Here is a 21449-nt window from a genome sequence, read left to right on the forward strand (position 1 = left end):
ACACATACAAAATGGTTCGATAAGCGACACCAAAGTTCTTTTGTCCGTGTAGGGACGACACTTGGCACGCACGTACCACTATCCAAAATGACAGATATTCATGAATTCTGAATCATTTCTTCGGCCGAACTCGATGACCGAACGACTACGTGCCGCGGGCGAGCGGTCGCGCGTGGTGCAGGTCGTCGCCCGAACCGGTCGTGCCGTGGACGACTCGTTCGTCGCTCGTGCGAGCCGGCGAACCGGGCGGGTAACCCGACAGTCGTACCTCTACCGCTGGCTCACAGCGGAGCCCGACCCAGACGTCGTCGTCATCGACCTGCGCGAGACGTGGACCGTCGGGCCCGCCATCGCCGCGCTCGACTGGCTGACCGAGCGCCTCGCACCAGCGGTTGCGTCCTCGCACTTCCGGACCGCCACAGGAGAGGCCCATACGGCCCTCCAACGCGCACCACTGCGCGTGGGCGGCCTTGCAGTGGCGATTGCGTTCACAGCGAGCCTGCTCGCCAGTGCGCTCACAGGGAGGCTCACAGCCGCGGGATTCGTCTGGGACGGACTCGTCGTCTCGCTCGCTCTCGCCGCCTCGCGCGTAGACCTGACGTGGCGAGAGCTCGGTGAGACGAAAATCGGAAAAACGGTTGTCGCGGCGTTCGAGCCGCCCGCGTACGACGAGCGCGACTGATTATTCGACGGTCACACTCTTCGCTAAGTTGCGCGGCTTGTCGATAGAGCGCCCGAGTTGGGCGGCCGTGTAGTAGGCGAGCAACTGCAGCGGGACGTTCGCGAGAATCGGCGCGGTGCGCGCGTGACTCTCTGGGATGCGGATGACGTGGTCTGCGTAGCGTTCGACGTCAGACTGACCGTCGGTAACCGCGATGACCGGCGCGTCGCGCGCCTCGACCTCTTTGACGTTGCCGATGGTCTTTCGCGCGATCTCGTCGTCGCCGGTGACGACGGCGATGACCGGCGTCTGGCTGGAGACGAGCGCGAGCGGACCGTGTTTGAGCTCGCCCGCCGCGAAGCCCTCCGCGTGCTTGTACGTGATTTCCTTCATCTTGAGCGCCCCTTCGAGCGCGACGGGGTAGTTGAGCCCCCTGCCGATGAAGAAGTACGCATCCGCGTCGAGGTACTCCGCTGCGATGTCCTCGGTGAGCGGCGCTTCGTCGAGGATTGCCTGGACGGCGCTCGGCAGGTCGCGCAGCGCGGCGATGACGTCGCGCTTCTCGGTCGATTTCATCGGCGCGGTTGCCATGACGAGCAGCGTCAGCGCGGCCAGTTGCGAGGCGAACGTCTTCGAGGCGGCGACCCCGATTTCGGGGCCGGCGCGGATGTAGAAGACGTGGTCGCACTCACGCGAGACCGTGCTCCCGATGACGTTCGTAACCCCGAGCGTGGTCGCGCCGCGACGTTTCGCCTCGCGCAGCGCAGAGAGCGTGTCGGCCGTCTCACCACTCTGCGTCACGCCGATGACGAGGTCGGTGCCCGTCGGCGGCGGCGACGTGGTGAACTCGCTCGCGAGGAACGCCTGGGCCGGGATACCGGCTTCGCGGAACAGTTCCGCGCCGTACATCGCCGCGTGATACGAGGTCCCACAGGCGACGAACTGGACGCCCGTGGGCTGTAACTCGCCGAGTTCCTCGATGGTAATCTCGCCGGTGAGTTCGTTCATCCGGCCGCGGAGACACTGGCGCAGGGCGCGGGGCTGTTCGTGAATCTCCTTTATCATGAAGTGGTCGTAGCCACTCTTGCCCGTCTCCTCTGCGTTCCACTCGACGGTGTGAATCTCCTTCTCGTGGCGCGTCCCCGAGTGGTCGGTGACGTACCATTCGCGTTCGTTGATGACGGCGATTTCACCGTCTTCTAAGTAGACCACCTTGTCCGTGTGGTCGCGGAACGCGGGCACGTCGCTGCCGAAGTACGTCGCGTCCTCTGCAATGCCGAGGACGAGCGGCGAGTCCTGGCGCGCGGCGTAGATGGTGTCGTGGCCGGCGAACACGGCGAGGATTGCGTAGCTCCCCTCGATGGTCTTGATGGCGTCGTAGAACGCCTCCTTCTGTGCCATGCCGGCGTCCAGGTTGCGCTCGATGAGGTGAGCGACGACTTCCGTGTCGGTGTCACTGTTGAACTCGTGGCCCTGTTCGACGAGTTCGTCGCGCAGTGGCTGGTAGTTCTCGATGATGCCGTTATGAATCACCGCGACGTCGCCCGTGCAGTCCTGGTGTGGGTGGGCGTTGCGGTCGTTTGGCGGCCCGTGGGTCGACCAGCGGGTGTGGCCGATGCCAATCATCCCGCCCAACTCGACTCCCTGCAGGGCGTTCTCTAAGTTGACGAGTTCGCCCTGGCGCTTGACGACGGAGATGTCGTCGCTCACGAGCGCGACACCCGCCGAGTCGTAGCCACGGTATTCGAGCTTCGAGAGCCCGTTCATCAGTACGTCTAACGTTTCCCCCTCACGGCCAACGCAGCCGATAATTCCACACATTATCTCATCACCTCTGCCCCTTCGACGATGTAGCCAGAAATCCGCACCCCCGTGTGGAGGTGGGCTTTCGGGCCGACGAGCGTCCCGGGCGCGACGCTCACCGCTCCCTCTGCCCGGACGCGGTCTGCAAACACCGCGCCGAGGTCTTCGTCCTGATAGATCTGCGCGTTGATGCGCACGTCTGCCGGCCCACCGGGGACGATCGTGCTCGCCCCGAGGTGGACGTCCTGTCCAGTCACGGTATCGATGAGAACGCTCCCCGGACCGACCCGGGTGTCCGCGTCGATGACCGACTGTTCGATGGTCGCGTTCGCGCCGATGGTGACGTTGCGCCCGAGCGCGACGTTCGGCCCGATGACCGACCCCGGCCCGATGACGCAGTCCGGCCCGATGACGACGGGGCCAACGAGCGTCGCGTCCTCGTGGACGAGCGCGCTCTCTGCGACCCAGACCTCACCGTTGCGGTTCGGTTCCTCCACACGCCCACGCGCGAGAAGTTCGCGGTTCATGTGGAGCAAGTCCCACGGGAACGTCGCGTCCACCCACATCCCTTCGGTGCGCACGCCGCGAACCACCGTGCCCTCGGCGATGAGACGCGCGATGGTCGCGGTGAGCGCGAGTTCGCCGTCCTCACGAGGCGTCTGGTCGATGGCGTCGAAAATCGAGGCGTCGAACGCGTACACGCCGGCGTTGATGAGCCGCGACATGGCCACGTCCGGTTTCTCGACCAGTTGCTGGATGCGTCCGCCGTCTAAGACGACCGTCCCGTAGCGGTTCGGGTGGTCGCGTTCGAGGACGGCGAGCGTGGCCGTGCCGTACTGCTCGTAGGCGTCCATGACGTCTTTGACGATGCCGGGCTCGATAGCCCGGTCGCCGTTTACGACGATCATCGACTCCGTGACCGCCTCTTGAACCTGCAAGAGGGCGTGCCCACTGCCGAGTTGTTTCTCCTGAACGTGATACGAAAGTGGCACGTTCCGGTAGGAGTGACCGAAGTACTCCTGGACGCGGTCGCGTTTGTAGCCGACGACCACGTGAATCTGTTCGATTCCTGCGTCGATGAGCGCATCAAAGACGTAGGCTAACACCGGACGGTTCGCCGCCGGAAGCATTGGCTTGGGTCGGTTTCGCGTCAACGGATGTAACCGCGTCCCCTCCCCTGCCGCCAGCACGACGGCTGTCCTAACACCCATGTACATACCATTGACATCAGAGAGTAAGAACGTTCTGTCTAAAGACTGGTATTGCGACAGGTCACGCCAGTGTAAGAATTCCGCCAATAATTGCGAGCATGCCGAGACCGACACAAACCGCCCAGAACGCAACCCGGTGAACCAATCGCATCAGCGCGTCGATGGTCAGATAGCCGACGACGGCGGCGACGGCGAGGGCGAACAGCGCCGGGCCCGGTTCGATGGCGGGAACGCCCTCCGTGAGCACCGTGAGCGCCCCGGCGGCGAACGCGGCCGGGATGGAGAGCAGAAACGAGAGTCTGAGCGCGGAGGGCCCGTCGTGCCCCCGCAGGAGCAGCGCGCTCGCGGTGGTTCCAGAGCGTGAGACACCCGGCAAAATGGCGAGGCCCTGCAGGCTGCCGACGAGAACGGCGTCGAGTAGCGTTGGGCGCTCGCGCTCGCCGAGCGACAGGCGGTCCGCCCCGCGCAGAACGAGACCGGTCACCACGAGCAGGACGCCGATGAACGCGACGAAGGCGCTTCCCGTAAGGGCACTCGCGAGGTCCATGAGGCCCGCGTAGGCGACGAACCCGACGATGCCGGAGGCGAACGTGGCGAGGACGAGAAAGGAGAGGTCTGCCGTCTCGCCGTCGAAGGCGTCGCCGGGTCGCCACTGCGGAAGTGAGGCGAGCACGGCGACGACCTCGTCTCGGTAGTAGGCGAGCGCCGAGAAGGCCGTACCCGCGTGCAAGAACAGCGAGAACTGGACAGCGACGTGCGGAGAGACGCCCTGAAACGCCGTGAGAAAGAGCGTGATGTTCCCCTCACTCGAGATGGGCAACCACTCGAAAATGCCCTGCAGGATGCCGACGACGAGCGCGAGGAGCCACGAATCCATATCCTGACAGATTCGCGTGAGTACAAAGGTGGTTCGGATTTCCTGAGCGGGAGATTATCGCCCAGCGAACCGTACCTCTACAGAGAGGTGAAATGGAGAGGGAATGGAAGGAAGGGGGTGAATCGAATGATAACAACAATAAACACGATTATGCAATTCATTGCAACACTCACACACAGCCCAGACCATTGCTGGGCACGCGAAGACCGGGCCGACGACGCCCGCGACTGGATTTCGACGATGCACACCCGCGCAGAGGAACAGGGCATCCACCTCCACGGCGCGTACGTCGCGACCAACGAACACACCTTCTACTTCGTCATTGAGGCAGACGACTTTGGGGCCGTTTCTGCGTTTCTCGGACCACCATTGCTGACCGACCACACGGCGCACGTTACGCCCGTCGGGAATCTCGAAGACATCGCCCGTCTCTTCATCGAGATGGAGTGACGGCGACACCACGTTTTATCCCGACGCTCTCCAACTGTCAGCTATGCCAACGGTGACGGAATATTGGATGTTGCTGCGTGAGGTGCTCCTCACGGTGCCACCGTGGCAAGGCGTCCTCCTCACCGTCGCCCTCTCGCTCGTCGTCGCGAAACTCGTCGAACTTGGCGGAAAAGTCGCCATTCCGCGACTCACCCGGAGTATCGAGGGCGAAGTCGACGACGTAATCTTTCGGACGATTCACGCCCCCCTCTACGTCACCGTGGTTCTCGCCGGGGCGTACATCGCGACGATTCCACTCGGCTTCGGCCCCGAAACCGACGCCCCACTGCTTGCGGGCACGCTCTCGGTGATTACGGTCCTCTGGGCGTTCACGCTCACTCGGCTCGGGCGCAAGGTGTCGAAGGAGGTCACCGCGGGCAGGGAGTTCGACCAGACCGTCGTCCCTATCTTCCAGAACGTCTGGACGTTCCTCATCCTCGGGGCGACCATATTCCTCCTGCTCACCTTCTGGGCCATCGACATCACGCCGTTTCTCGCCTCCGCTGGTATCATCGGCATCGTCGTGGGTCTCGCCGCCCGCGACACCATCGCGAACTTCTTCGGCGGCATCGCGCTCTACTTCGACGGCACGTACGCCGTCGGCGACTACATCGTCCTCGAATCGGGCGAACGCGGGCGCGTCGAGGACATCTCGATTCGAAGCACGGTCATCCGCACGCGCGACGACATGCTCGTCACCGTCCCGAACGCCGTGTTGAATTCGGCGCGCATCGTGAACGAATCGACACCCGAGCGCGAACGACGGATTCGCCTCCCGGTGGGCGTGGCCTACGGGACTGACGTGGACCACGTCGAGGCGGTGTTGCTCGCGGAGGCAGAAGCCGAACAACTCGTTCTCGCAGACCCCCACCCACGGGTGCGCTTTCGCAACTTCGGAGACTCGGCGCTCGACTTCGAGTTGCTGTGCTGGATTGGCGACCCCGTCCTCCGGGGGCGGGCAACCCACGAGATGAACAAGCGCATCTACAACGCCTTCGCGCGCGAGGACATCGAAATCCCGTTCCCACAGCGCGTGGTCACCGTGGCCGAGGACGCAGCCCAGCCAGCATTCGTCACCCGCGACGGCGTTGTCGGCGACGGCAACGGCGAGTGAGTGAGAATAGTCTATATTTTGTGAAAATCTCTCTTTCATGCCCTTCCTATAGCGTTCTCCATATGACACTGTGTAGAAATGTGAGGAATCTTCAAGGTCTGGGAGACGAACTGCTTCGTATGAGAGAGTACGGCGTGCTCACCTGTCCCGTCTGTGATCAGCGCTACGTGAGCAGTGTGGCCGAGGCGAGGGACCCAGAGGCGCTCAAATCGATTGCCCGTGACCACCTGCGAACCCACCGCATCGACGAGAGCAAACTCGGCATCTACGGCGTCTTGATGGTCCGGCAGATGGGCCGCGTGGCCGCGAACGCGACCGCCAGACCGGAAACACGCCGGGCGTGGATGGACGGGGCCGCCCCGTAGTGAAATCAAGCGTTCGGCAGTCTGAGGAGGCCTGTTGGACGATTGAACCATCCTGAAACCAGTTGAATGGTTATCATTCGTGATATTATTCTGTTTATAGTTAGGGTACTATCATGTGTTGGGTGGGGTGCATGCGACGACTCTCCAGACGAACGGTTTTGAAAGGTATCGGCATCGCCGGGGCCGCAGGCCTCGTCGGTTCGAACGCGATGGCCGCAACACCAGACGACGACGCAAGGACTGACTGGCCGGTGAGTCGCGGGACCAACGCGCGTACCGGCTACACGCAGGGGTCTGGCCCCGGTCCGTACGCCGGTCCAGGTTGGTCACCCGGTGACGAACTCAACGACCCCACCGAAGTAACGGTCGTAGACGGCACCGCCTACATCGGCACGGTCGGGTCGTTCGACTTCGACGTGAGCACGGGACAGGTCGCCGCCTACGACGCGACCGGCGACGGCGTTCGCTGGATTCGCGAAGGCGACTCGTTCGGCGCAGTACAGGCCGCACCCTCGGTCGCAGACGGTCGCGTCTTCGTCGTCACGCGCCCAGCGACGATTTATACCGCCGGCGGGCGACAGGGGGAGACCCCGCCAAACGGCGGCATCTTGGCCCTCGACGCAGACAGCGGCGAGACGCTGTGGACGAACCAGTCGATACTCACGATGAGCGAAGCAGTCCTCGTCCGCGACGGAACGGTCTACGCCTTCTCGGGCGCGATGGTGTACGCCCTCTCCACCGAATCCGGCGAGGAACAGTGGAGCGCCGAGGTGACCACGACCAACAGCGTCCGCACGCTCGCCCTCGGCGAGGAGACGCTCTACGCGGCGACGCCCCAGACGGTCGCTGCGATTGGTTTGGACGGCACAGTCGAGTGGGAGACGGACGCTCCCGAAGGTATCGAGGCGAACACCCTCGCCGCCGGCGACGAGCACCTCTACCTCACGATGACCAGCAGTGGCGACACAGATGCGGACACAGTGTGGGCGCTCTCACCCGACGACGGGTCCGTGGTCTGGGAGACGCAGGTCGCTGCTAATTTCAAGGACAGCACCCCGAACGACCTGAGTGCCCCAGCAGTTGCAGACGACGTCGTATACGTCGCCTCTGAGGATTCCAATTCGAGCGACTCGGAGGACGACGAGCGCGTCGGTGCACTCCACGCGCTCTCCGCCGAGTCGGGCGACGAACTGTGGCAGTTCACAACTGCAGCGAAACTCGTCGGCACACCTGCTGTCACCGAGGATACCATCTACGTCGGTGGACAGTACACGACGAACGCGGCCGTTGAAAACGAACGTGATGCCGGCTACTTCGAACACGGAGCCGATTACGTCGACACGGCGTACGCACGCCCAGCGGTCTACGCACTCAACCGTGAGGACGGAACTGTGCAGTGGAGTTACGGCATCGAGGACGGTGGCGCGGACTACTTCGCCCTCTCGACTGTTCCGGCGAACGACCATCTCTACGTGCAGGTTTCGGGCACCCGCAATCCACCGTACGGTGCGGTCGGTGCGATGTACGCCCTCGAATCGAGCGAGAACAAGCCGGGGAAGGAACACCAACTCGTCGATGACACGCCAAGGGAACCCGAGGAGGAACCGGTCAGCGCGGTCATCACCTCCGACCCAGAGAACGCGGACGAACTGGACTTCGACTCCGGCGCGACGGTCACCCTCTCCGGAAGCGACTCCAGTTCGCCCACTGGTGGAATCGTAAGCTACGAGTGGGACATCGACGCCGACGGCGAATACGAGAAGACCGGTGAGACAATCGACGTCGAACTGGACTACTGTGGCGTTCTCGAAGTGACGCTGAAGGTCACTGACGAAGCTGGCCAGACCGCCACCGAGAGCATCTCGCTCTCTACAGTCTGAGCGAAACGTTCGACTTCGTCGTCTTTTTTCGACAGATTCCGTTCCCTTACTGGGATTTGAAAACAGGTAAAACCAGTCTAATAGTTAATATATCAGATATTATTGACAGGATAGTAACAACACTGGCGAGATAGTGGTAGTCATGGTACGACCCTCCAGACGGACGTTCCTGAAAGGCATCGGCGTCGCAAGTGCAGGTACCCTCCTCGGCTCGACTGCGCTCGGTCAAGAGTCCCCCTCGGTCGGAACCGACTGGCCAACGGCGTTCGGAACCGATGGCCGGACGAGTTTCACGACCGGGAGTGGGCCGAGTGGACCGTACGCAACCAACGATTTCGGTATCGATACGGATCTGAATCCAGACGAAGCACTTCTCCAGGAAGACCCGCTCCCGCTCGTCGTTGACGACGGGACATTGTTCGTGACGACGAATTACTTCTACTCGGAAACGAACGGCGAAGTCGCCGCATTCGACGCGAGCGGTGATGGACTTATCTGGTACAAATCAGAAGGAATCGGGTTAGTCGCAGGTGCACCAACCATCACAGACGACACGCTCTACGTTGCGACCAGTTCCTTCGGTGCCATCGTCGAAGACGAACTGGGTTCGGAACCGAATAAGGGCGGATTCAAGGCTATTGACCGGGAGACAGGTGAAACGAAATGGACCTACAAACGGGAAGAGCAGTGGCTGGGTAGTCCCGTTGTTCACGACGGAACAATCTACGCACTCGGAGGGGATGGCCTCTATGCGTTGAACCCTGATGGAACCGAGAAGTGGATGATTGAAGCGAACGGTCGAACATTGGCACGAGTTGGTGAGACACTCTACACGGGAGACTGGTGGGGCCTCACAGCATTCGATATGGATGGAAACGAAAAATGGAGCGCAGAAATACCCGAGGACGCGAATGGAGAGGGAGTTGTCGCGACTGAAGAGTTCCTCTACGTGACCAACCAAGAGCTGTATTTTGAGGAAACCACAAACAACTCAATCTGGGCATTCTCGACAGTAGACGGGTCACTAGCCTGGGAAGCTCACGTCTCAGCAGATTACGAATGGAGTACTCCGACACGGGTTAGCGATGTGGCCGTCGGGAATGGAGTATTGTATCTCACTAGCTACGACGTAAACAACGACGTGGGTGCCGTTCACGCTCTCGATGCACAGACTGGAGAAGAGCAGTGGCAGTTCACCACGGCGGCGAAGTTGGTGAGCAGACCATCTGTAACTCAAGAGACGGTGTACGCCGGAGGATATTTCCAGAGCAAATACACAGCAGGTGAGAGCGCATACACCAACGTCGCCGCACAATACGCCCTCGACGTAACCAGTGGCGAAGAACGGTGGAACTACGCGTTCCATGACGCAAGGAGTGGATTGAAAGCGTTCACGACAACCCCCGTAGACGATCGACTGTACGTCCAAGTTTCGACGAAAGGGATGCCCATTGACCGCGAGAGAGGATTCGTCCGAGTGCTCAAATCGAGCGAAGCGAAACCAGGCGACATGCACCAACTTGCCGACGACACGCCGACAAAACCAGAACTGCCCAAGCCAGATGCAGCGATTGCAAGTCAACCGCCGAACGCCGAGAACATCGATTTCGATTCGGGCGCAGTCGTCACCCTCGACGGCTCTGAGTCCACCTCGGAGAACGGCGATATCACATCCTATCAATGGGATATCGACGCCGACAGTGAGTTCGAAAAGACCGGCGAGACAATCGAGGTCGAACTGGACTACTGTGGTGTCCTCGAAGTGACCCTGCGCGTCACCGACGAAGCAGGGCAGACGACCACCGAGAAAATCAAGCTCTCAACCGTCTGAATCCCGAATCACTCTCCGGAGTGCTCATCGCTCAGTCTGCCGAATTTCCCGTTTGAACAGTCGTGAACTGGTTGAAAAGATACCAGTTGTAGCCTTATGCACTGAATAGTTACCACCCTAACACGTATTGGTCCGGTCGCATGCGACGACCCTCCAGACGAACGGTCTTGAAAGGCATTGGCGCGGCAAGTGTAGCAGGCCTCATCGGCACGAACGCGATGGCTACTGAATCGGTTGAAAACGGAGAAACCGCCTGGCCCCTTGGCCATGGCACACCCGGGGCGACCAACTTCACAACAGGAAGCGGCCCCGGCCCGTACGCGGACCGCGCGTGGCGGACCGACAGGCTCCCGAGAGACCCCGCGGGAGTGACGGTCGTCGACGGGACGATGTACCTCGCGATGTCCACGAGCGAACCGAACAACTCGAAGGGTGCAATCGTCGCGTACGACACCGAATCCGGCGAGCAACTGTGGAAGCGCGACCACGAAGACGAAATTGGCGAGGTGTTCGCGGCCCCGACGTTCCACGAAGGCACGCTCTACATCCCAACCGCGTGTGCAGAGCAGGCGACCTACGAGATGGGTCCCGACCCCACGGTCGGCGGCCTGTTCGCCCTCGACGCGGAGACGGGCGAAATCAACTGGCAGTTCAAGATGGGTGCGTACTGGGGTGGCAGAGCCCTCGTGCACGACGGCGTGGTCTACGCCGTCTCAGAAGCAGAGCACGCACTGTACGCTGTCGACGCTGAGAGTGGCTCAGAGGTCTGGACGAAAACGAACGAGGACGCCGGAATCGACAGCCCAGTCCTCGCGGGAGACACGCTCTACACGACGACGAGAGACGAGGTCATGGCACTCGGTCCGGACGGGACTGTCCAGTGGACCGTCGACCGACCAGACGGAGCCTCAGGCGGCGTCGTCGCCACCGAAGACCTGCTCTACATCTCGGAAGTGTTCGCCGAGACTGCAGATGCTGACAAGGTGTGGGCGCTCTCGCCCGACGATGGCTCGGTCGTCTGGGAGGCGGAGACGACCGTCGAAAGCGAGAGCGGTCAGCCAACGGCGAACACCGACCCGACCGTCGGGGACGGGTTGGTCTTCGTGAGTGCCTACAACAACGGCGGCGAGTACAACACGCTCAACGCCTTCGACGCAGAGACAGGGAAGCGACAATGGACGTTCAGTACGCACGTCGAAAATTTCATCCCACCTCGGCCGACGATGCGGGTATCGGCGACTGAAGACACGGTGTACGTCGGAACCAAACAGGAGACGAAGGATCCGTCTGCCTCGACGAATGCGATACCGACCGTCTACGCCCTCGATGCCGGGTCTGGCGAAGAGCAGTGGAGTTACGCCGTTTCCGAAGGACACGGCAACCTGAATGCAGGGCGCTGTGTTCCCGTCGACGACCGACTGTACGTGACGCTCACCGACTTCTCGAACGGCGGCCTCGCCGACTCGAAAGGCTGGATAGAAGTCTTCGAATCGAGTGAGACGCCACCGAATGCTGCCCATACCCCTGTCGACCACTTCTCCGAGAAGGAGGACATCACCGCAGCAATCACGAGCGACCCGCAAGATGCAGAGAACAAGGACTTTGACTCCGGCGCGACGGTCACACTCAGTGGAGAGCAATCAACGTCCGAGAACGGCGCGATTACCACATTCGAGTGGGATATCGACGGCGACGGCGAGTACGAGAAGACTGGCGAATCAGTGGACGTGGAACTCGATTTCTGTGGCATTCTGGAGATGACCCTCCGCGTCACCGACGAGGCTGGCAAGCGCGACACCGAGACCATCCGACTCTCGACGGTCTGAGCAACCTCCTACTTTTTCGTCGTCGAGAGCAGCAAGTCACCGTCCTTGCCGACCGGTTCGCGGAGCCCCTTCGTGAACGCAGAGAGACTCCGGCGAAGCGCCCAGAGCAGTGCGAGCGCGACAGCGCCGACGAGCGCGAGCGAGATGGCGCGACCGGTCGCGAGACTCCAGGTGGTGATGCCGAGCAAGAGCGACCCGACGACGAGCAGCGTCGCGAGGCCGACGAGGACGAACAATCCGTGACGGGCGAAACGGCGGACACGACTGCCGCGGGAGAGGTGGGCGGTGCCGTGGAGTTGGACGCCAGCGATGTTCGTCGCGACCTGCGCGCCGCTCACGAAGGCGAACGCGAGGAGGGCGAACCAGAGCGGTCCCGCGAGCACCTCGCGCGCGCCGACCGCGTCGGTGACGAGCAGCGCGCTCTGGACGAGCACGAACGCGACCGGGATGGTGAACAGGAGGAGTGCACCAACCCAGACGGCAGCGGTGGTCTGGAGGGAGTGGTCTGTGCGGGCCATAGTCGACGTTTCGACATGACCGGTAAATACTTTGTCCAGCCAGCAGGTTCGCGACAGAAAAACCAAGACTGTTAATCCGAGGGGGACGCAGGAGGTATAATGACGATTCTCGACGATGCGCGAGCGGTCATCGAGAACGGCCCCGTCTGCGATTCCTGTCTGGGCCGGGTGTTCGCCGACCGGAGCTTCGGCCTCACCAACGAACAGCGCGGGAACGCGCTGCGGACCGCCGTGGCATTGGCAGCCGACGAACCCTACGAACCCACCGCAGTCTCCGAGTGCTGGGTCTGTGAAGGGCTCTGTGCGACGTTCGACGAGTGGGCAGAACGCGCCGCCGAGACGGTCGCGGACATCGAGTTCGACACCTACCAGGTCGGCACGCGCACCCCACCGCTCGTCGAAGAAAACGAGCTGCTCCTGCGCGAGAGCGCGGGCCTGCCCGAGGACGCAGGCGAGCAGTTCAAATCCGAGTTCAACCGCGAGGTGGGCAAGCGCATCGGCCGGCTGACCGAGACGGAGGTCGATTTCGGCCGCCCGCACGTGATGTTCACGCTCGATTTGGAGGGCGACGCAGTCGAGACGCGCAACCACTCGACGTTCGTCTACGGGCGCTATCGCAAACTCGAACGCGACATCCCCCAGACGAAGTGGCCCTGCTCTGAGTGCAACGAGACAGGCTACATTCGCGGCGACCCGTGTCACGTCTGTGCCGGGTCGGGCTACCGCTACCCCGAGAGCGTCGAACAGCTCGCCGCCCCACCCCTCCTCGAAGCCATGGACGGCGAAGAAACGACCTTCCACGGCGCGGGCCGCGAGGACGTAGACGCGCTGATGCTCGGGACGGGCCGCCCGTTCGTCATGGAGATTTCGAATCCGAAGGTCCGTCACGTTGATATGGCCGCGCTCGAGGAGAAAATCAACGAGCAAGCCGACGGGAAAATCGAGGTCGAGGGCCTACGAGCGTGCACCTACGAGATGGTCGAACGCGTCAAAGAACACGACGCCTCGAAGACCTATCGCATGGACGTGAAATTCGCCCACCCCGTCACCGTTGAGGATTTGCAGGCGGCGATTTCGAAACTCGAAGGTGCAACCATCGAACAGTACACCCCGAAACGCGTCGACCACCGCAGAGCGAACCTGACCCGCGAGCGCACGGTGTACGACATCGAGGGCGAACTGGTAGACGAGTACCACGCCGACCTCACCATCCACGGGGCGGGCGGCCTCTACATCAAGGAACTCGTGAGCGGCGACGACGGCCGCACCGAACCCAGCCTGACCGGGTTACTCGGCGTCAACGCCGTCGTGACGGCGCTTGACGTGGTCGCCGTCGAAGGCGAGGACGAACCGTTCGAACGCGAGGAGTTCTTCCTCGACGGAGAGTCCGCCTGAGCCACCCCGTAAGTCCGTGCTAACGGATCGGTTAAAGTGACACTCTCCACCTCCGACGCGCAAGTCGAGGCACGAAGCCAATTCAGCAAATTCGAACAGCCTTCAGATGCGGACGGAACGTATCGTCGAATTAGTACTCCCTCCGAGCGAATACCTTCGAGTTAATTTGAAATTAGTCGCGTCACCGACGGTCAGTGACACGAAAGGTGATGCATTACTTTTCGGGCGGGTATGAAACCGGTCTAATGCTGGAGGGGGCCCACTCTGCAGAGGGGCGAATCCAGCGGGGGAAGAAGAATGACAGCCAGCACGTCACCCGGAGACCGGGTGACACCGACACGACGCACCGTGCTCAAAGTAACCGGTTCTACGCTCCTCGCGAGCGTCGCCTTCGCGACGAGCGGCGCGGCCGCCAATCCGCACTTCATCCGCGCGTCCGCGAGCGGCCCAGACAACCGGGGCGACCTGCGTGTGAATTTCAAAATCGCAGGACTGGGGCAAAACGTGACGACGACGGTCACCGCGAGCGCCGACGCCTCGGCGCTGTACGCCTGCATCAACGGCGGCGGGAAGAATCCGAGTGCCTCGAACAAGCGCGAGGAGACCGGCAGAGTCGAGGCGTCCGGTGAATTCACGTCCGGGAAAAATGGGCAGATTACCGGCTCGTTGACGCTCTCGCCGCCCGAATCGACGCTCGAGTGCCCGCCCGGCCAGCGCCACGTACTCGCCGAAGTCACCTACACGAACGTCACCGTCAGTGAACCGGAAGCGGGAACCGAATCGATTCCCGGAACCTTCTCGCGGACGTTCTTCGACGTGTAGCCAGCAGCGATTGATTTTTTTGGATGGTCGTGGTCGCCGCGGCGAAAAGTACTATACGACCTGGCGTTGATGGCCATGCGATGCGCTTTGGTGCAGACGAGGCCGGACGCGGTCCCGTCCTCGGTTCGATGTTCGCCGCCGCCGTGAGCGTGCCCGACGAGAGCGACCTTCCGCCCGGAATCAAGGATTCTAAGTTCCTCACGCCCGCCCGCCGCGAGGAACTAGACGAGGCGCTGAGAGCCTCGCCGAAAGTCAGCATCGGCCTCGCGGAGGTGCGCGTCGGGGAAATCGACGACCCCGAGGTGGACCTCAACACCCTCACCGTCCGCGCCCAGGCGGAAGCCCTCCGACAGATCCTCGAAGACGACATGGAGGGCATCGTGGACGCCTGCGACACCGACGAAGCGCGGTTCGCCCGTCGAGTGGCCGGGAAGTTGGACAAGAACGTCACCCTCCGGGCGGAGCACAACGCAGACGAAAATCACCCCGTCGTGGGCGCGGCCAGCATCGTCGCCAAGGTGGCCCGCGACGCCCACGTCGCGACACTTGCCGCGGAGTACGGCGAGGTCGGCAGCGGCTACCCGAGCGACCCGACGACGAAGTCGTTCCTCGAAGGGTACGTCGCAGAACACGGCGAACTCCCCGCCTGCGCCCGGGCCTCGTGGCAGACGAGCAAAGACGTCCTCGCCGCCCGCGAGCAGTCGGGACTCACCGAGTTCTGAGACGCCCACAAGACACTCACACTGGAACGGGAATGTGCTGGTATGATTCCGGAGCAGGCGGGAACGTTCGGCTTCTTCTCGATTCTCATGGTGCTGCTCGTCATCGCTCCGCCAGTGGTGTACAGCGGACTCATAGCCGCGCAGAAACTATCGCCTTCGCAGGGCACGACGCGCTGATTCCAGCAGCTATAGCCGTCTGCACCCCCAACCCGGAGACGATGTCCTGGAACTTGCTGTTCGTTGCCGGCCTCTTCGAGATTGCCTGGGCCATCGGACTCGGTTACTCAGAAGGCCTCACGAAGCCCCTCCCGACCGCCGGAACCGTCGTCGCGCTCATCATTAGCATGGTTCTCCTCGCGAAAGCCGTCGAAACCCTCCCCGTTGGCACCGCCTACGCCGTCTGGACCGGCATCGGCGCGGTGGGGACTGCGATTCTCGGGATGTACCTGTTCGACGAACCGGCGACCGTCGCCCGACTCGGCTTCATCGGCCTCATCGTCGTCGGCGTCGTCGGCCTGAATCTCGTCTCCGGCGGCCACTGACCGCCCCAAACTAAGTGACGCTGCGGTGAACGGTTCGGTATGAATCGGTTTTCACGGTTCGCCCTCACTGTCCTCGTCGCCGTACTCGTTCCTGCCGCCGTGTTTCTCGTCGCACCGCCGCCAGAAACCTCGTGGTTCGTTCTACTGGCAATCGCAGTAGTGTATGGCGTCGGCGCGTACTACTGGCTTCGCTACCAGCGGATTCTTCGAAGTACGGACGGCCCAAGCCGGGTGAGCGGCGCGTTCGCTGGCGTGACCACGTTCTGCTGTCTTGCGCTCACGAGCGGTGTTACACACGACGCAACGTTCGGCGCGGCGGCACTCGGCTTTGGCCTCGCGTCGTTCGGCCTTGCGGCCGGCGTGGCGTTCGAATACGAGCGCACCGAGTGACCGCTACTCGCGGGGCATGTGTTGACCCGCGTTGAGGAGAAGGGCCACCCCTGTAACCAGCAACATGAGTTGGAGGAGTTTGCCGTAGTCGGTGTTCGTCTGAAAGCCATCTGGGTGATAGTAGTTCCCTTCGTGTTCGATGAGTACTGGGTGCGACCACGCCCACCACTTGTACTCACCGAGCGGTTCGAGCGATTCGTGTCGTCCCGTTTCGAGCAGTTGCTCGAATCCCGGCGATTTGTTCACACTCACAGCTGTTTCGTCGACTACCGTCATCGGAGCAACCGGTTCGAGCGTGAGCACCACCGTTCCGTTGGCTGAGAGCGTGGTATTCGCGCGGTAAAACTCGCCGAGGTAACGATGCTCGACCTCGAGGTAGACGAACTCAGGGGTTTGCGGAGGCAGATAAAATCCGTTTGAATCCTGGTCCTCTGCGTACCAGCCAGTTTCGTCGCTCTCGTTCAGGACCAGCGACCCACCCGCCGCCAGTACGCGGTGCTCGACGAGACACGAGCGTGAGCGTTTCCAGTGGCAGTGTTGAATGTCGGCCGAGTGCTCCGCGTGTCGCTTCAGCGCGTTGACCTGCTCTACGTACGCTTCTGTCGACAATTGTTCTGGGTTTTCGAGAGTGAACTCCTCGGCCTCGTACGTGTACTTCGGCACAACTTGGCCGATGGGATAAAAGACCACCAACGCGAGCAAAAGGAAACCGGCGACGGCGGAGACCCAGAGTTCTTGACGGCGAGAGAGCATTGACCGAACCCACACAGGGCGGTGTGAAAATGATTTCTCAATTAATCGAAACGAGAAAACGCCTAATCAGTCGATATCCATCAGGTTCCGGAGCACGTCACCGTAGGCCGGACGGGTGACGAGCACGCCGATGAGCACGCCGACGATGGTGATGATGGCGAACCCTTGCAGGTCGCCGAGGCTGAGCACCGCGAGCGGACTCATGGCGATGATGGTGGTCACGGCGGCCGCGCCGATAACCCAGAACGCCTTGCGGAAGCGGTCGCGGAAGACGCGACTGGTCTTCACGCCCGATTGGCTAATCTCGTCGGCGATGATGACCAGGTCGTCCACCCCGGTACCGATGACGGCGATGAGGCCCGCGATGTGTGAGAGGTCGAGCGCGAGGTCCACCGCCGCGGCGAACCCGAGCAGGATGACGACCTCGGAGAGCGCGGTCACGACCATCGGGGCGGCAATCTTCGCCTCGCCGTAGCGCAGGTACGTCATCCCGGCGACGGCGAGCACGGCGATGATGCCCGTGATGAGGCTGAACAGCTTGAACTCAGAGGCGAGCGCCGGTTCGAGGAAGTACGTCGTCCCCTCGCCTTCGATGTCGAGGGAGGTCGGGAGCGCACCGGCCTGCAGGTTGACCTGCAACGCGCGGGCGTCGGAGGCGTTCGTCGTCGTCATCCGGAAGCCGGGGTCCTTCACGAAGTCGCCGTTCGCGATGGTGCCAGCGAGGCCCGCGGACATCGACGCAGAGTAGACGATTTCGCCGTCGACGACGGTGTGCAGACAGTAGCCGGGGTCGTCAGGCGTATCGCCGTATCGACAGCTCTGGACGCCCTGCTGGGTCGTAAAGCCGAAGTTCTGCATCCCCTGTGAGAAGTTCTGTGCCGCCTCGTCGGTGAGCGTCACGGGGACGTACGACGGCTGGTTACCCTGGCCCGCCTGTGGCGCGCCGATTTCGGCGAAGTCACCCTGCGTCAGCATCGACACCTGTCGATACTCGGTGGTGCCGTTGGCGTCGGTGGGGAATTCGGCGACGATTTCGACCTTCCCGCGGTCACCGATGAGGTTGAGCACTTCAGTTCGATTCTGGTTTGGCACCTCGATGAGGATGAACGTCTCCTGGGTGGTTTGGACCTGCTGGACCGACCCGCCGGAGAGGCCGATGCGGTTGATTTTCTCCGTGAGGACGGAGACGGCCGTCTGGCGCGTCTCGTCGGTGACGCCGTCGCGGATGTTCTCCTCGCTCGCTGAGAGACCAGCGGCCTGGAGTGCCTGGGCGAACTGCGCCTGGGTCACGTTCTCCGTGAACACCTCGACGGTGCGGGTTTGGGGCGTGGCGCGAACGTCGGTTCGTGAGATGTTCAGTTGATTCGCGACGGCGAGTTCCACCTCGCGGTCGTTGTCGGGCGTCACGTCGACGTCGTCTGCGGTCATGCCGACGAGCGGGGCGCGAATCCGCGTCCCGCCGGAGAGTTCGAGGCCGTACTTGAGGTTCGTCGGCCCCGTGTCGGCGGTGCCGGCCTGGCCGCCGTCGTCTGCGCCACCGGTCGGCGCGAACAGCGCCACCCCGGAGAGCACGATGAAGATGACCAGCAGGACGATGCGCCAGTTTTCGCGGAGGGCGCTCATCGGGCGACCCCCTCGAACTTGTACCAGCGAAGCAGACTCAGGTTCAACATGTACGTGTTCATCAGGTCAGCACTCAGTCCGAAGACGAGGACGATACCGATAGACGGGAGCAGCGGAATCCCGAGGAGGAACGCCGTAATCGTCATGACGGTCATCGCCGCGAGCGAGGTGAGCGTCATCGTCACACCCGTGCGCATCGCCCGGTAGGTGGACTCGTAGAAGTCACCGCTCCGGCGCAGGATGTGGTTGTTGAGCAGGAGGTCGGAGTCCACGCTGTAACCGATGAGCATCAACAGCGCGGCGACCGTCCCGAGCGAGAGTTTGATGCCGAAGATGTTCATCAGCGCGATGGGGATGACGATGTCAGAGAACGCAGAGAGAACGACGGCGATAGAGGGAACGAACGACCGAAAGAGCAGGAAAACGACCGCGCTCATCCCGCCGAACGCGATGAGGATGCCGATGAGCGCGAGGCGCTGGGTCTCCGCGCCGAAGCTTGGCGAGCGACTCTGTGAGGACTGGACGGTGTAGCCAGCGTCGCGGGCCTGTTGCTCGATGGCCCCAGCTGATGTGTCCTCGCCGGACGCCTGGAACGTCACGATGTAGCTGTTGTCACTCGACCGAATCGGCTGAATCGATTCGACCGGCGTGTCGAACGTCGCCTCGATCTGGGCGGGTGAATCAGTAGTCTGTATCTGTAACTCGGTGCCGCCAGTGAACGCGATGCCCGGGGTGACCGGCGCACCCGTCATCACGAACCAGCCAGCGATGATGAGGAGTGCAACGGCGAGCACTCCGAGGGGCACCGCGGCCAACTGGCGGTTGGAGTACCGGGTGTAATCGACCTTCGGTACCTCGAACTCGACCATACCTGTGGGTCCTAATCCCCGTCGAATAAGCCTTCTTATCCTTCTGTCGTGAGAGAACGAAACGGCAGGGAACCCACAAGTTGCTTGGCAATGGCACCCAAAGGGGATGCTATGAGCGACGCAACGCGGGTCAACATCTCGTATCCGGCCGACCTGAGCGGGTGGGGCCGCGACCAACTCGACACGCCGTGGTTTCGCGCCTACCTGAAGAAAACGCTCGGCGAACCCGCAGTCGGCGACGTTTTCGAGGAGTTCGTGGACGTGGGGTGCTGTGGGAGTTCACTCGACGTGCCGCTCAGAATCGAGGCGATAGACGGCGGCACGCGCGTCGGCGAGACGACCACAATCGAGTACACGGAGCGCGAGGCCTGTGGCATCGAAGGTGGCTGGCTCGTCCAGAGCGAGGGCGCACCTCAGGGGAGATAGCGCACCGCGACGACGCCGGATGCGGCGCGAATTTCGACCCGGTTGACGCCGAGACGAGCGGCGCGTTCGAGTGTTGCGCCGTCTTCGAGGACATCTTCGACCACCGAGTCGGTCATGTCCGGTTCGACCGTGAGGACGTGAATCTCGCCAATACCGGCCCGTTCGCGGGTCGTGAGGCCACCCACCTCCTGGTCTGCGGCGAGGTCGCGTTCTAACTTCGTCGGCGATTCGTCGCTTCGCTCGACGGGGATTTGCCAACGGCGCTCGACGGAGACGAGTTGCCACGAAACCTCCATCGGCGGTTCGGGCGCGAGGGTACCCTCGATGGCGTCGCCCTCTTCGACGCCGGGATTGGACCCGAGCGTGTGAACCTGGCCGTCGGTGACGTCTCGAAGAATTGCCGAGTCGGCCTCTGCGTGGGTGCAGAGAAACGTGCCCGTCTTTTTCATGCCCGTGGCTAGGTGCGGATGCGTTTTCTGCGTTTCGTGTGCCGGTCAGGCAGAGAAAGCGTCGCACGTGAGCGGGTCCGATTGGTCGCGATATCGGGCGATGGTCTGTTCGGCCCACGACCGAACTGCGTCGTCTGTGACCTGAATGAGGCCCCGAGGCATCCCGGTTTCGTCGGCGATGGCGATGTCCACCGTCTCGTCGGCGATGGACACGATGAACGGGATGTCGCCGGAGTAGCGACGGATCTCTGCCTGTCCAGAGGCCAGAATGTCGCGAAACTGGGCGGCCATCTGTTCGTCGCTGCGGATGGTGTCGATGACGTCGCCGGTGAGGATTGCTTCGATTTTCAGGTCGCCAGCGGTGGTTCGCCGCCAAATGACCTCGATGTTCTGCGGGGCGGTGGCGTTCGTGAGGACCGAAAGCGACGACGCGTTTCGCTGCGTGTGAGCCGCCCGCCGATAGGGGGCGAGCGGGTCCGCCGTCGTTGGAACGGTGACCAGGGCGTCGTCGAGGCGCTCGATGTCGAAGCCGAAGTTCTCGACCGGTAGCCACGGGGCCATCGGCCCCAACTGCGAGATGGTCTCCATCGTTTCGAGAAAGGTGCCGAACGCCGTGGCGACTAGTTTGCCAACGCCCGTCACCTCGTACGTGTGGCCCTGCTTTCGAACCCACCCCTTGTCTGTAAGGTCGGCGAGGATGCGTCCCAGCGTGACCCGCGACGCACCCGTCTCGGCTTCGAGTTCGTGACGGTCGCGTGGCTGATTCGACAACGAGAGGAGGACGGTGGCCCGATTCGCTGATCCAGCGAGGAACGCGAGATCGTCGAATGCAGTGCCCATAGCTGGATGCTAGAGAGGGCCACACTTAAGTTTTCGACAAAAT

23 protein-coding genes are annotated in these 21449 nt (G+C 62.4%); 14 read left to right on the plus strand and 9 right to left on the minus strand.

Annotated features, from left to right (window positions below):
* Positions 1-133 precede the first annotated feature (133 nt).
* Entirely contained in the window at positions 134-682 is a 549-nt protein-coding gene (locus tag P0648_RS15750; protein WP_277504712.1) for a hypothetical protein, read from the plus strand.
* Here the strand turns inward: P0648_RS15750 and glmS are convergent, their stop codons facing one another.
* The 3 genes from glmS to P0648_RS15765 form a co-directional block, all read right to left on the minus strand.
* Complete coding sequence (gene glmS, locus P0648_RS15755) at positions 683-2482, minus strand: glutamine--fructose-6-phosphate transaminase (isomerizing) (protein ID WP_277504714.1); 1800 nt, start codon at positions 2480-2482, stop codon at positions 683-685. It abuts the gene before it with no gap.
* Positions 2482-3675: a bifunctional sugar-1-phosphate nucleotidylyltransferase/acetyltransferase gene (glmU, locus tag P0648_RS15760; protein ID WP_277504715.1), complete on the minus strand. Its 1194-nt coding sequence runs from the start codon at positions 3673-3675 to the stop codon at positions 2482-2484. Before glmU ends, glmS begins: the two co-directional genes overlap by 1 nt.
* Positions 3676-3736: 61 nt before the next feature.
* Positions 3737-4552 (minus strand): undecaprenyl-diphosphate phosphatase, encoded by an 816-nt coding sequence (locus P0648_RS15765; protein WP_277504716.1) that lies wholly within the window; start codon positions 4550-4552, stop codon positions 3737-3739.
* Between the two features lie 150 nt (positions 4553-4702).
* On the opposite strand from P0648_RS15765, the gene P0648_RS15770 reads away from it, so the two are divergent.
* From P0648_RS15770 to P0648_RS15795, 6 genes are all read left to right on the plus strand, one after another.
* Positions 4703-5002, plus strand: a complete 300-nt coding sequence (locus P0648_RS15770; RefSeq protein WP_277504717.1) for a DUF3303 family protein — start codon at positions 4703-4705, stop codon at positions 5000-5002.
* A gap of 43 nt (positions 5003-5045) precedes the next feature.
* Positions 5046-6155: a mechanosensitive ion channel family protein gene (locus P0648_RS15775; RefSeq protein WP_277504718.1), complete on the plus strand. Its 1110-nt coding sequence runs from the start codon at positions 5046-5048 to the stop codon at positions 6153-6155.
* A 119-nt stretch (positions 6156-6274) separates the two neighbouring features.
* The gene (locus tag P0648_RS15780; protein WP_277504720.1) at positions 6275-6520 is read left to right on the plus strand and encodes a hypothetical protein; all 246 of its coding nucleotides are present in this window, start codon (positions 6275-6277) and stop codon (positions 6518-6520) included.
* Between the two features lie 131 nt (positions 6521-6651).
* Entirely contained in the window at positions 6652-8400 is a 1749-nt protein-coding gene (locus P0648_RS15785; protein ID WP_277504722.1) for a PQQ-binding-like beta-propeller repeat protein, read from the plus strand.
* 142 nt (positions 8401-8542) lie between these two features.
* Complete coding sequence (locus P0648_RS15790; protein ID WP_277504723.1) at positions 8543-10231, plus strand: PQQ-binding-like beta-propeller repeat protein; 1689 nt, start codon at positions 8543-8545, stop codon at positions 10229-10231.
* Positions 10232-10371: 140 nt separating this feature from the next.
* Complete coding sequence (locus P0648_RS15795; protein ID WP_277504725.1) at positions 10372-12057, plus strand: PQQ-binding-like beta-propeller repeat protein; 1686 nt, start codon at positions 10372-10374, stop codon at positions 12055-12057.
* An 8-nt stretch (positions 12058-12065) separates the two neighbouring features.
* Here the strand turns inward: P0648_RS15795 and P0648_RS15800 are convergent, their stop codons facing one another.
* Entirely contained in the window at positions 12066-12575 is a 510-nt protein-coding gene (locus P0648_RS15800; protein ID WP_277504727.1) for a hypothetical protein, read from the minus strand.
* A 99-nt stretch (positions 12576-12674) separates the two neighbouring features.
* On the opposite strand from P0648_RS15800, the gene P0648_RS15805 reads away from it, so the two are divergent.
* The 6 genes from P0648_RS15805 (at position 12675) to P0648_RS15830 (ending at position 16446) form a co-directional block, all read left to right on the plus strand.
* The gene (locus tag P0648_RS15805; protein WP_277504729.1) at positions 12675-13970 is read left to right on the plus strand and encodes a tRNA pseudouridine(54/55) synthase Pus10; all 1296 of its coding nucleotides are present in this window, start codon (positions 12675-12677) and stop codon (positions 13968-13970) included.
* A 297-nt stretch (positions 13971-14267) separates the two neighbouring features.
* Positions 14268-14792 carry a hypothetical protein gene (locus P0648_RS15810; RefSeq protein ID WP_277504731.1) on the plus strand — a complete coding sequence of 175 codons (525 nt, stop codon included), beginning with the start codon at positions 14268-14270 and terminating at the stop codon, positions 14790-14792.
* 80 nt (positions 14793-14872) lie between these two features.
* On the plus strand, positions 14873-15514 hold the full coding sequence (gene rnhB / locus P0648_RS15815; protein WP_277504732.1) for a ribonuclease HII: 642 nt from the start codon (positions 14873-14875) through the stop codon (positions 15512-15514).
* Positions 15515-15556: 42 nt separating this feature from the next.
* Entirely contained in the window at positions 15557-15691 is a 135-nt protein-coding gene (locus P0648_RS15820) for a hypothetical protein (RefSeq protein ID WP_277504733.1), read from the plus strand.
* A gap of 41 nt (positions 15692-15732) precedes the next feature.
* Complete coding sequence (locus tag P0648_RS15825) at positions 15733-16056, plus strand: multidrug efflux SMR transporter (RefSeq protein ID WP_277504734.1); 324 nt, start codon at positions 15733-15735, stop codon at positions 16054-16056.
* Positions 16057-16095: 39 nt separating this feature from the next.
* The gene (locus P0648_RS15830) at positions 16096-16446 is read left to right on the plus strand and encodes a hypothetical protein (RefSeq protein WP_277504736.1); all 351 of its coding nucleotides are present in this window, start codon (positions 16096-16098) and stop codon (positions 16444-16446) included.
* 3 nt (positions 16447-16449) lie between these two features.
* Here P0648_RS15830 and P0648_RS15835 read toward each other — a convergent pair whose 3' ends face one another.
* The 3 genes from P0648_RS15835 to secF form a co-directional block, all read right to left on the minus strand.
* Positions 16450-17199, minus strand: coding sequence for a hypothetical protein (locus tag P0648_RS15835; RefSeq protein WP_277504738.1), 750 nt, complete (start codon positions 17197-17199; stop codon positions 16450-16452).
* Positions 17200-17265: 66 nt separating this feature from the next.
* A complete protein-coding gene (locus P0648_RS15840; RefSeq protein ID WP_277504739.1) occupies positions 17266-18822 on the minus strand; it encodes a preprotein translocase subunit SecD in 1557 nt (518 codons plus the stop codon).
* Complete coding sequence (secF, locus tag P0648_RS15845) at positions 18819-19691, minus strand: protein translocase subunit SecF (RefSeq protein WP_277504740.1); 873 nt, start codon at positions 19689-19691, stop codon at positions 18819-18821. Before secF ends, P0648_RS15840 begins: the two co-directional genes overlap by 4 nt.
* Before the next feature lie 111 nt (positions 19692-19802).
* Here secF and P0648_RS15850 point away from each other — a divergent pair, with 111 nt between their 5' ends.
* On the plus strand, positions 19803-20117 hold the full coding sequence (locus P0648_RS15850; RefSeq protein ID WP_276246328.1) for a hypothetical protein: 315 nt from the start codon (positions 19803-19805) through the stop codon (positions 20115-20117).
* Here the strand turns inward: P0648_RS15850 and P0648_RS15855 are convergent.
* Together P0648_RS15855 and P0648_RS15860 are read right to left on the minus strand one after the other, a co-directional pair.
* Positions 20105-20566 carry a DUF5812 family protein gene (locus tag P0648_RS15855; protein WP_276246327.1) on the minus strand — a complete coding sequence of 154 codons (462 nt, stop codon included), beginning with the start codon at positions 20564-20566 and terminating at the stop codon, positions 20105-20107. The two genes, P0648_RS15850 and P0648_RS15855, sit on opposite strands and share 13 nt — an antisense overlap.
* Positions 20567-20611: 45 nt before the next feature.
* Positions 20612-21406, minus strand: a complete 795-nt coding sequence (locus P0648_RS15860) for a winged helix-turn-helix domain-containing protein (protein WP_276246326.1) — start codon at positions 21404-21406, stop codon at positions 20612-20614.
* Positions 21407-21449 lie beyond the last annotated feature (43 nt).

The sequence above is a fragment of the Haladaptatus sp. DYSN1 genome, from assembly GCF_029489995.1.
Classification (GTDB): domain Archaea; phylum Halobacteriota; class Halobacteria; order Halobacteriales; family Halococcaceae; genus QDMS2.

What these genes read in the sequence shown, in the direction of transcription:
- P0648_RS15805 (WP_277504729.1), top strand. Translation starts at nt 12,675, where the DNA reads ATGACGATTCTCGACGATGCGCGAGCGGTCATCGAGAACGGCCCCGTC.
- P0648_RS15855 (WP_276246327.1), bottom strand. Translation starts at nt 20,566, where the DNA reads ATGAAAAAGACGGGCACGTTTCTCTGCACCCACGCAGAGGCCGACTCG.
- P0648_RS15790 (WP_277504723.1), top strand. Translation starts at nt 8,543, where the DNA reads ATGGTACGACCCTCCAGACGGACGTTCCTGAAAGGCATCGGCGTCGCA.
- rnhB (WP_277504732.1), top strand. Translation starts at nt 14,873, where the DNA reads ATGCGCTTTGGTGCAGACGAGGCCGGACGCGGTCCCGTCCTCGGTTCG.
- P0648_RS15765 (WP_277504716.1), bottom strand. Translation starts at nt 4,552, where the DNA reads ATGGATTCGTGGCTCCTCGCGCTCGTCGTCGGCATCCTGCAGGGCATT.
- P0648_RS15795 (WP_277504725.1), top strand. Translation starts at nt 10,372, where the DNA reads ATGCGACGACCCTCCAGACGAACGGTCTTGAAAGGCATTGGCGCGGCA.
- P0648_RS15775 (WP_277504718.1), top strand. Translation starts at nt 5,046, where the DNA reads ATGCCAACGGTGACGGAATATTGGATGTTGCTGCGTGAGGTGCTCCTC.
- P0648_RS15850 (WP_276246328.1), top strand. Translation starts at nt 19,803, where the DNA reads ATGAGCGACGCAACGCGGGTCAACATCTCGTATCCGGCCGACCTGAGC.
- P0648_RS15770 (WP_277504717.1), top strand. Translation starts at nt 4,703, where the DNA reads ATGCAATTCATTGCAACACTCACACACAGCCCAGACCATTGCTGGGCA.
- P0648_RS15840 (WP_277504739.1), bottom strand. Translation starts at nt 18,822, where the DNA reads ATGAGCGCCCTCCGCGAAAACTGGCGCATCGTCCTGCTGGTCATCTTC.
- P0648_RS15820 (WP_277504733.1), top strand. Translation starts at nt 15,557, where the DNA reads ATGATTCCGGAGCAGGCGGGAACGTTCGGCTTCTTCTCGATTCTCATG.
- secF (WP_277504740.1), bottom strand. Translation starts at nt 19,691, where the DNA reads ATGGTCGAGTTCGAGGTACCGAAGGTCGATTACACCCGGTACTCCAAC.
- P0648_RS15860 (WP_276246326.1), bottom strand. Translation starts at nt 21,406, where the DNA reads ATGGGCACTGCATTCGACGATCTCGCGTTCCTCGCTGGATCAGCGAAT.
- P0648_RS15750 (WP_277504712.1), top strand. Translation starts at nt 134, where the DNA reads ATGACCGAACGACTACGTGCCGCGGGCGAGCGGTCGCGCGTGGTGCAG.
- P0648_RS15835 (WP_277504738.1), bottom strand. Translation starts at nt 17,199, where the DNA reads ATGCTCTCTCGCCGTCAAGAACTCTGGGTCTCCGCCGTCGCCGGTTTC.
- P0648_RS15810 (WP_277504731.1), top strand. Translation starts at nt 14,268, where the DNA reads ATGACAGCCAGCACGTCACCCGGAGACCGGGTGACACCGACACGACGC.
- P0648_RS15780 (WP_277504720.1), top strand. Translation starts at nt 6,275, where the DNA reads ATGAGAGAGTACGGCGTGCTCACCTGTCCCGTCTGTGATCAGCGCTAC.
- glmU (WP_277504715.1), bottom strand. Translation starts at nt 3,675, where the DNA reads ATGGGTGTTAGGACAGCCGTCGTGCTGGCGGCAGGGGAGGGGACGCGG.
- P0648_RS15785 (WP_277504722.1), top strand. Translation starts at nt 6,652, where the DNA reads ATGCGACGACTCTCCAGACGAACGGTTTTGAAAGGTATCGGCATCGCC.
- glmS (WP_277504714.1), bottom strand. Translation starts at nt 2,482, where the DNA reads ATGTGTGGAATTATCGGCTGCGTTGGCCGTGAGGGGGAAACGTTAGAC.
- P0648_RS15800 (WP_277504727.1), bottom strand. Translation starts at nt 12,575, where the DNA reads ATGGCCCGCACAGACCACTCCCTCCAGACCACCGCTGCCGTCTGGGTT.
- P0648_RS15830 (WP_277504736.1), top strand. Translation starts at nt 16,096, where the DNA reads ATGAATCGGTTTTCACGGTTCGCCCTCACTGTCCTCGTCGCCGTACTC.
- P0648_RS15825 (WP_277504734.1), top strand. Translation starts at nt 15,733, where the DNA reads ATGTCCTGGAACTTGCTGTTCGTTGCCGGCCTCTTCGAGATTGCCTGG.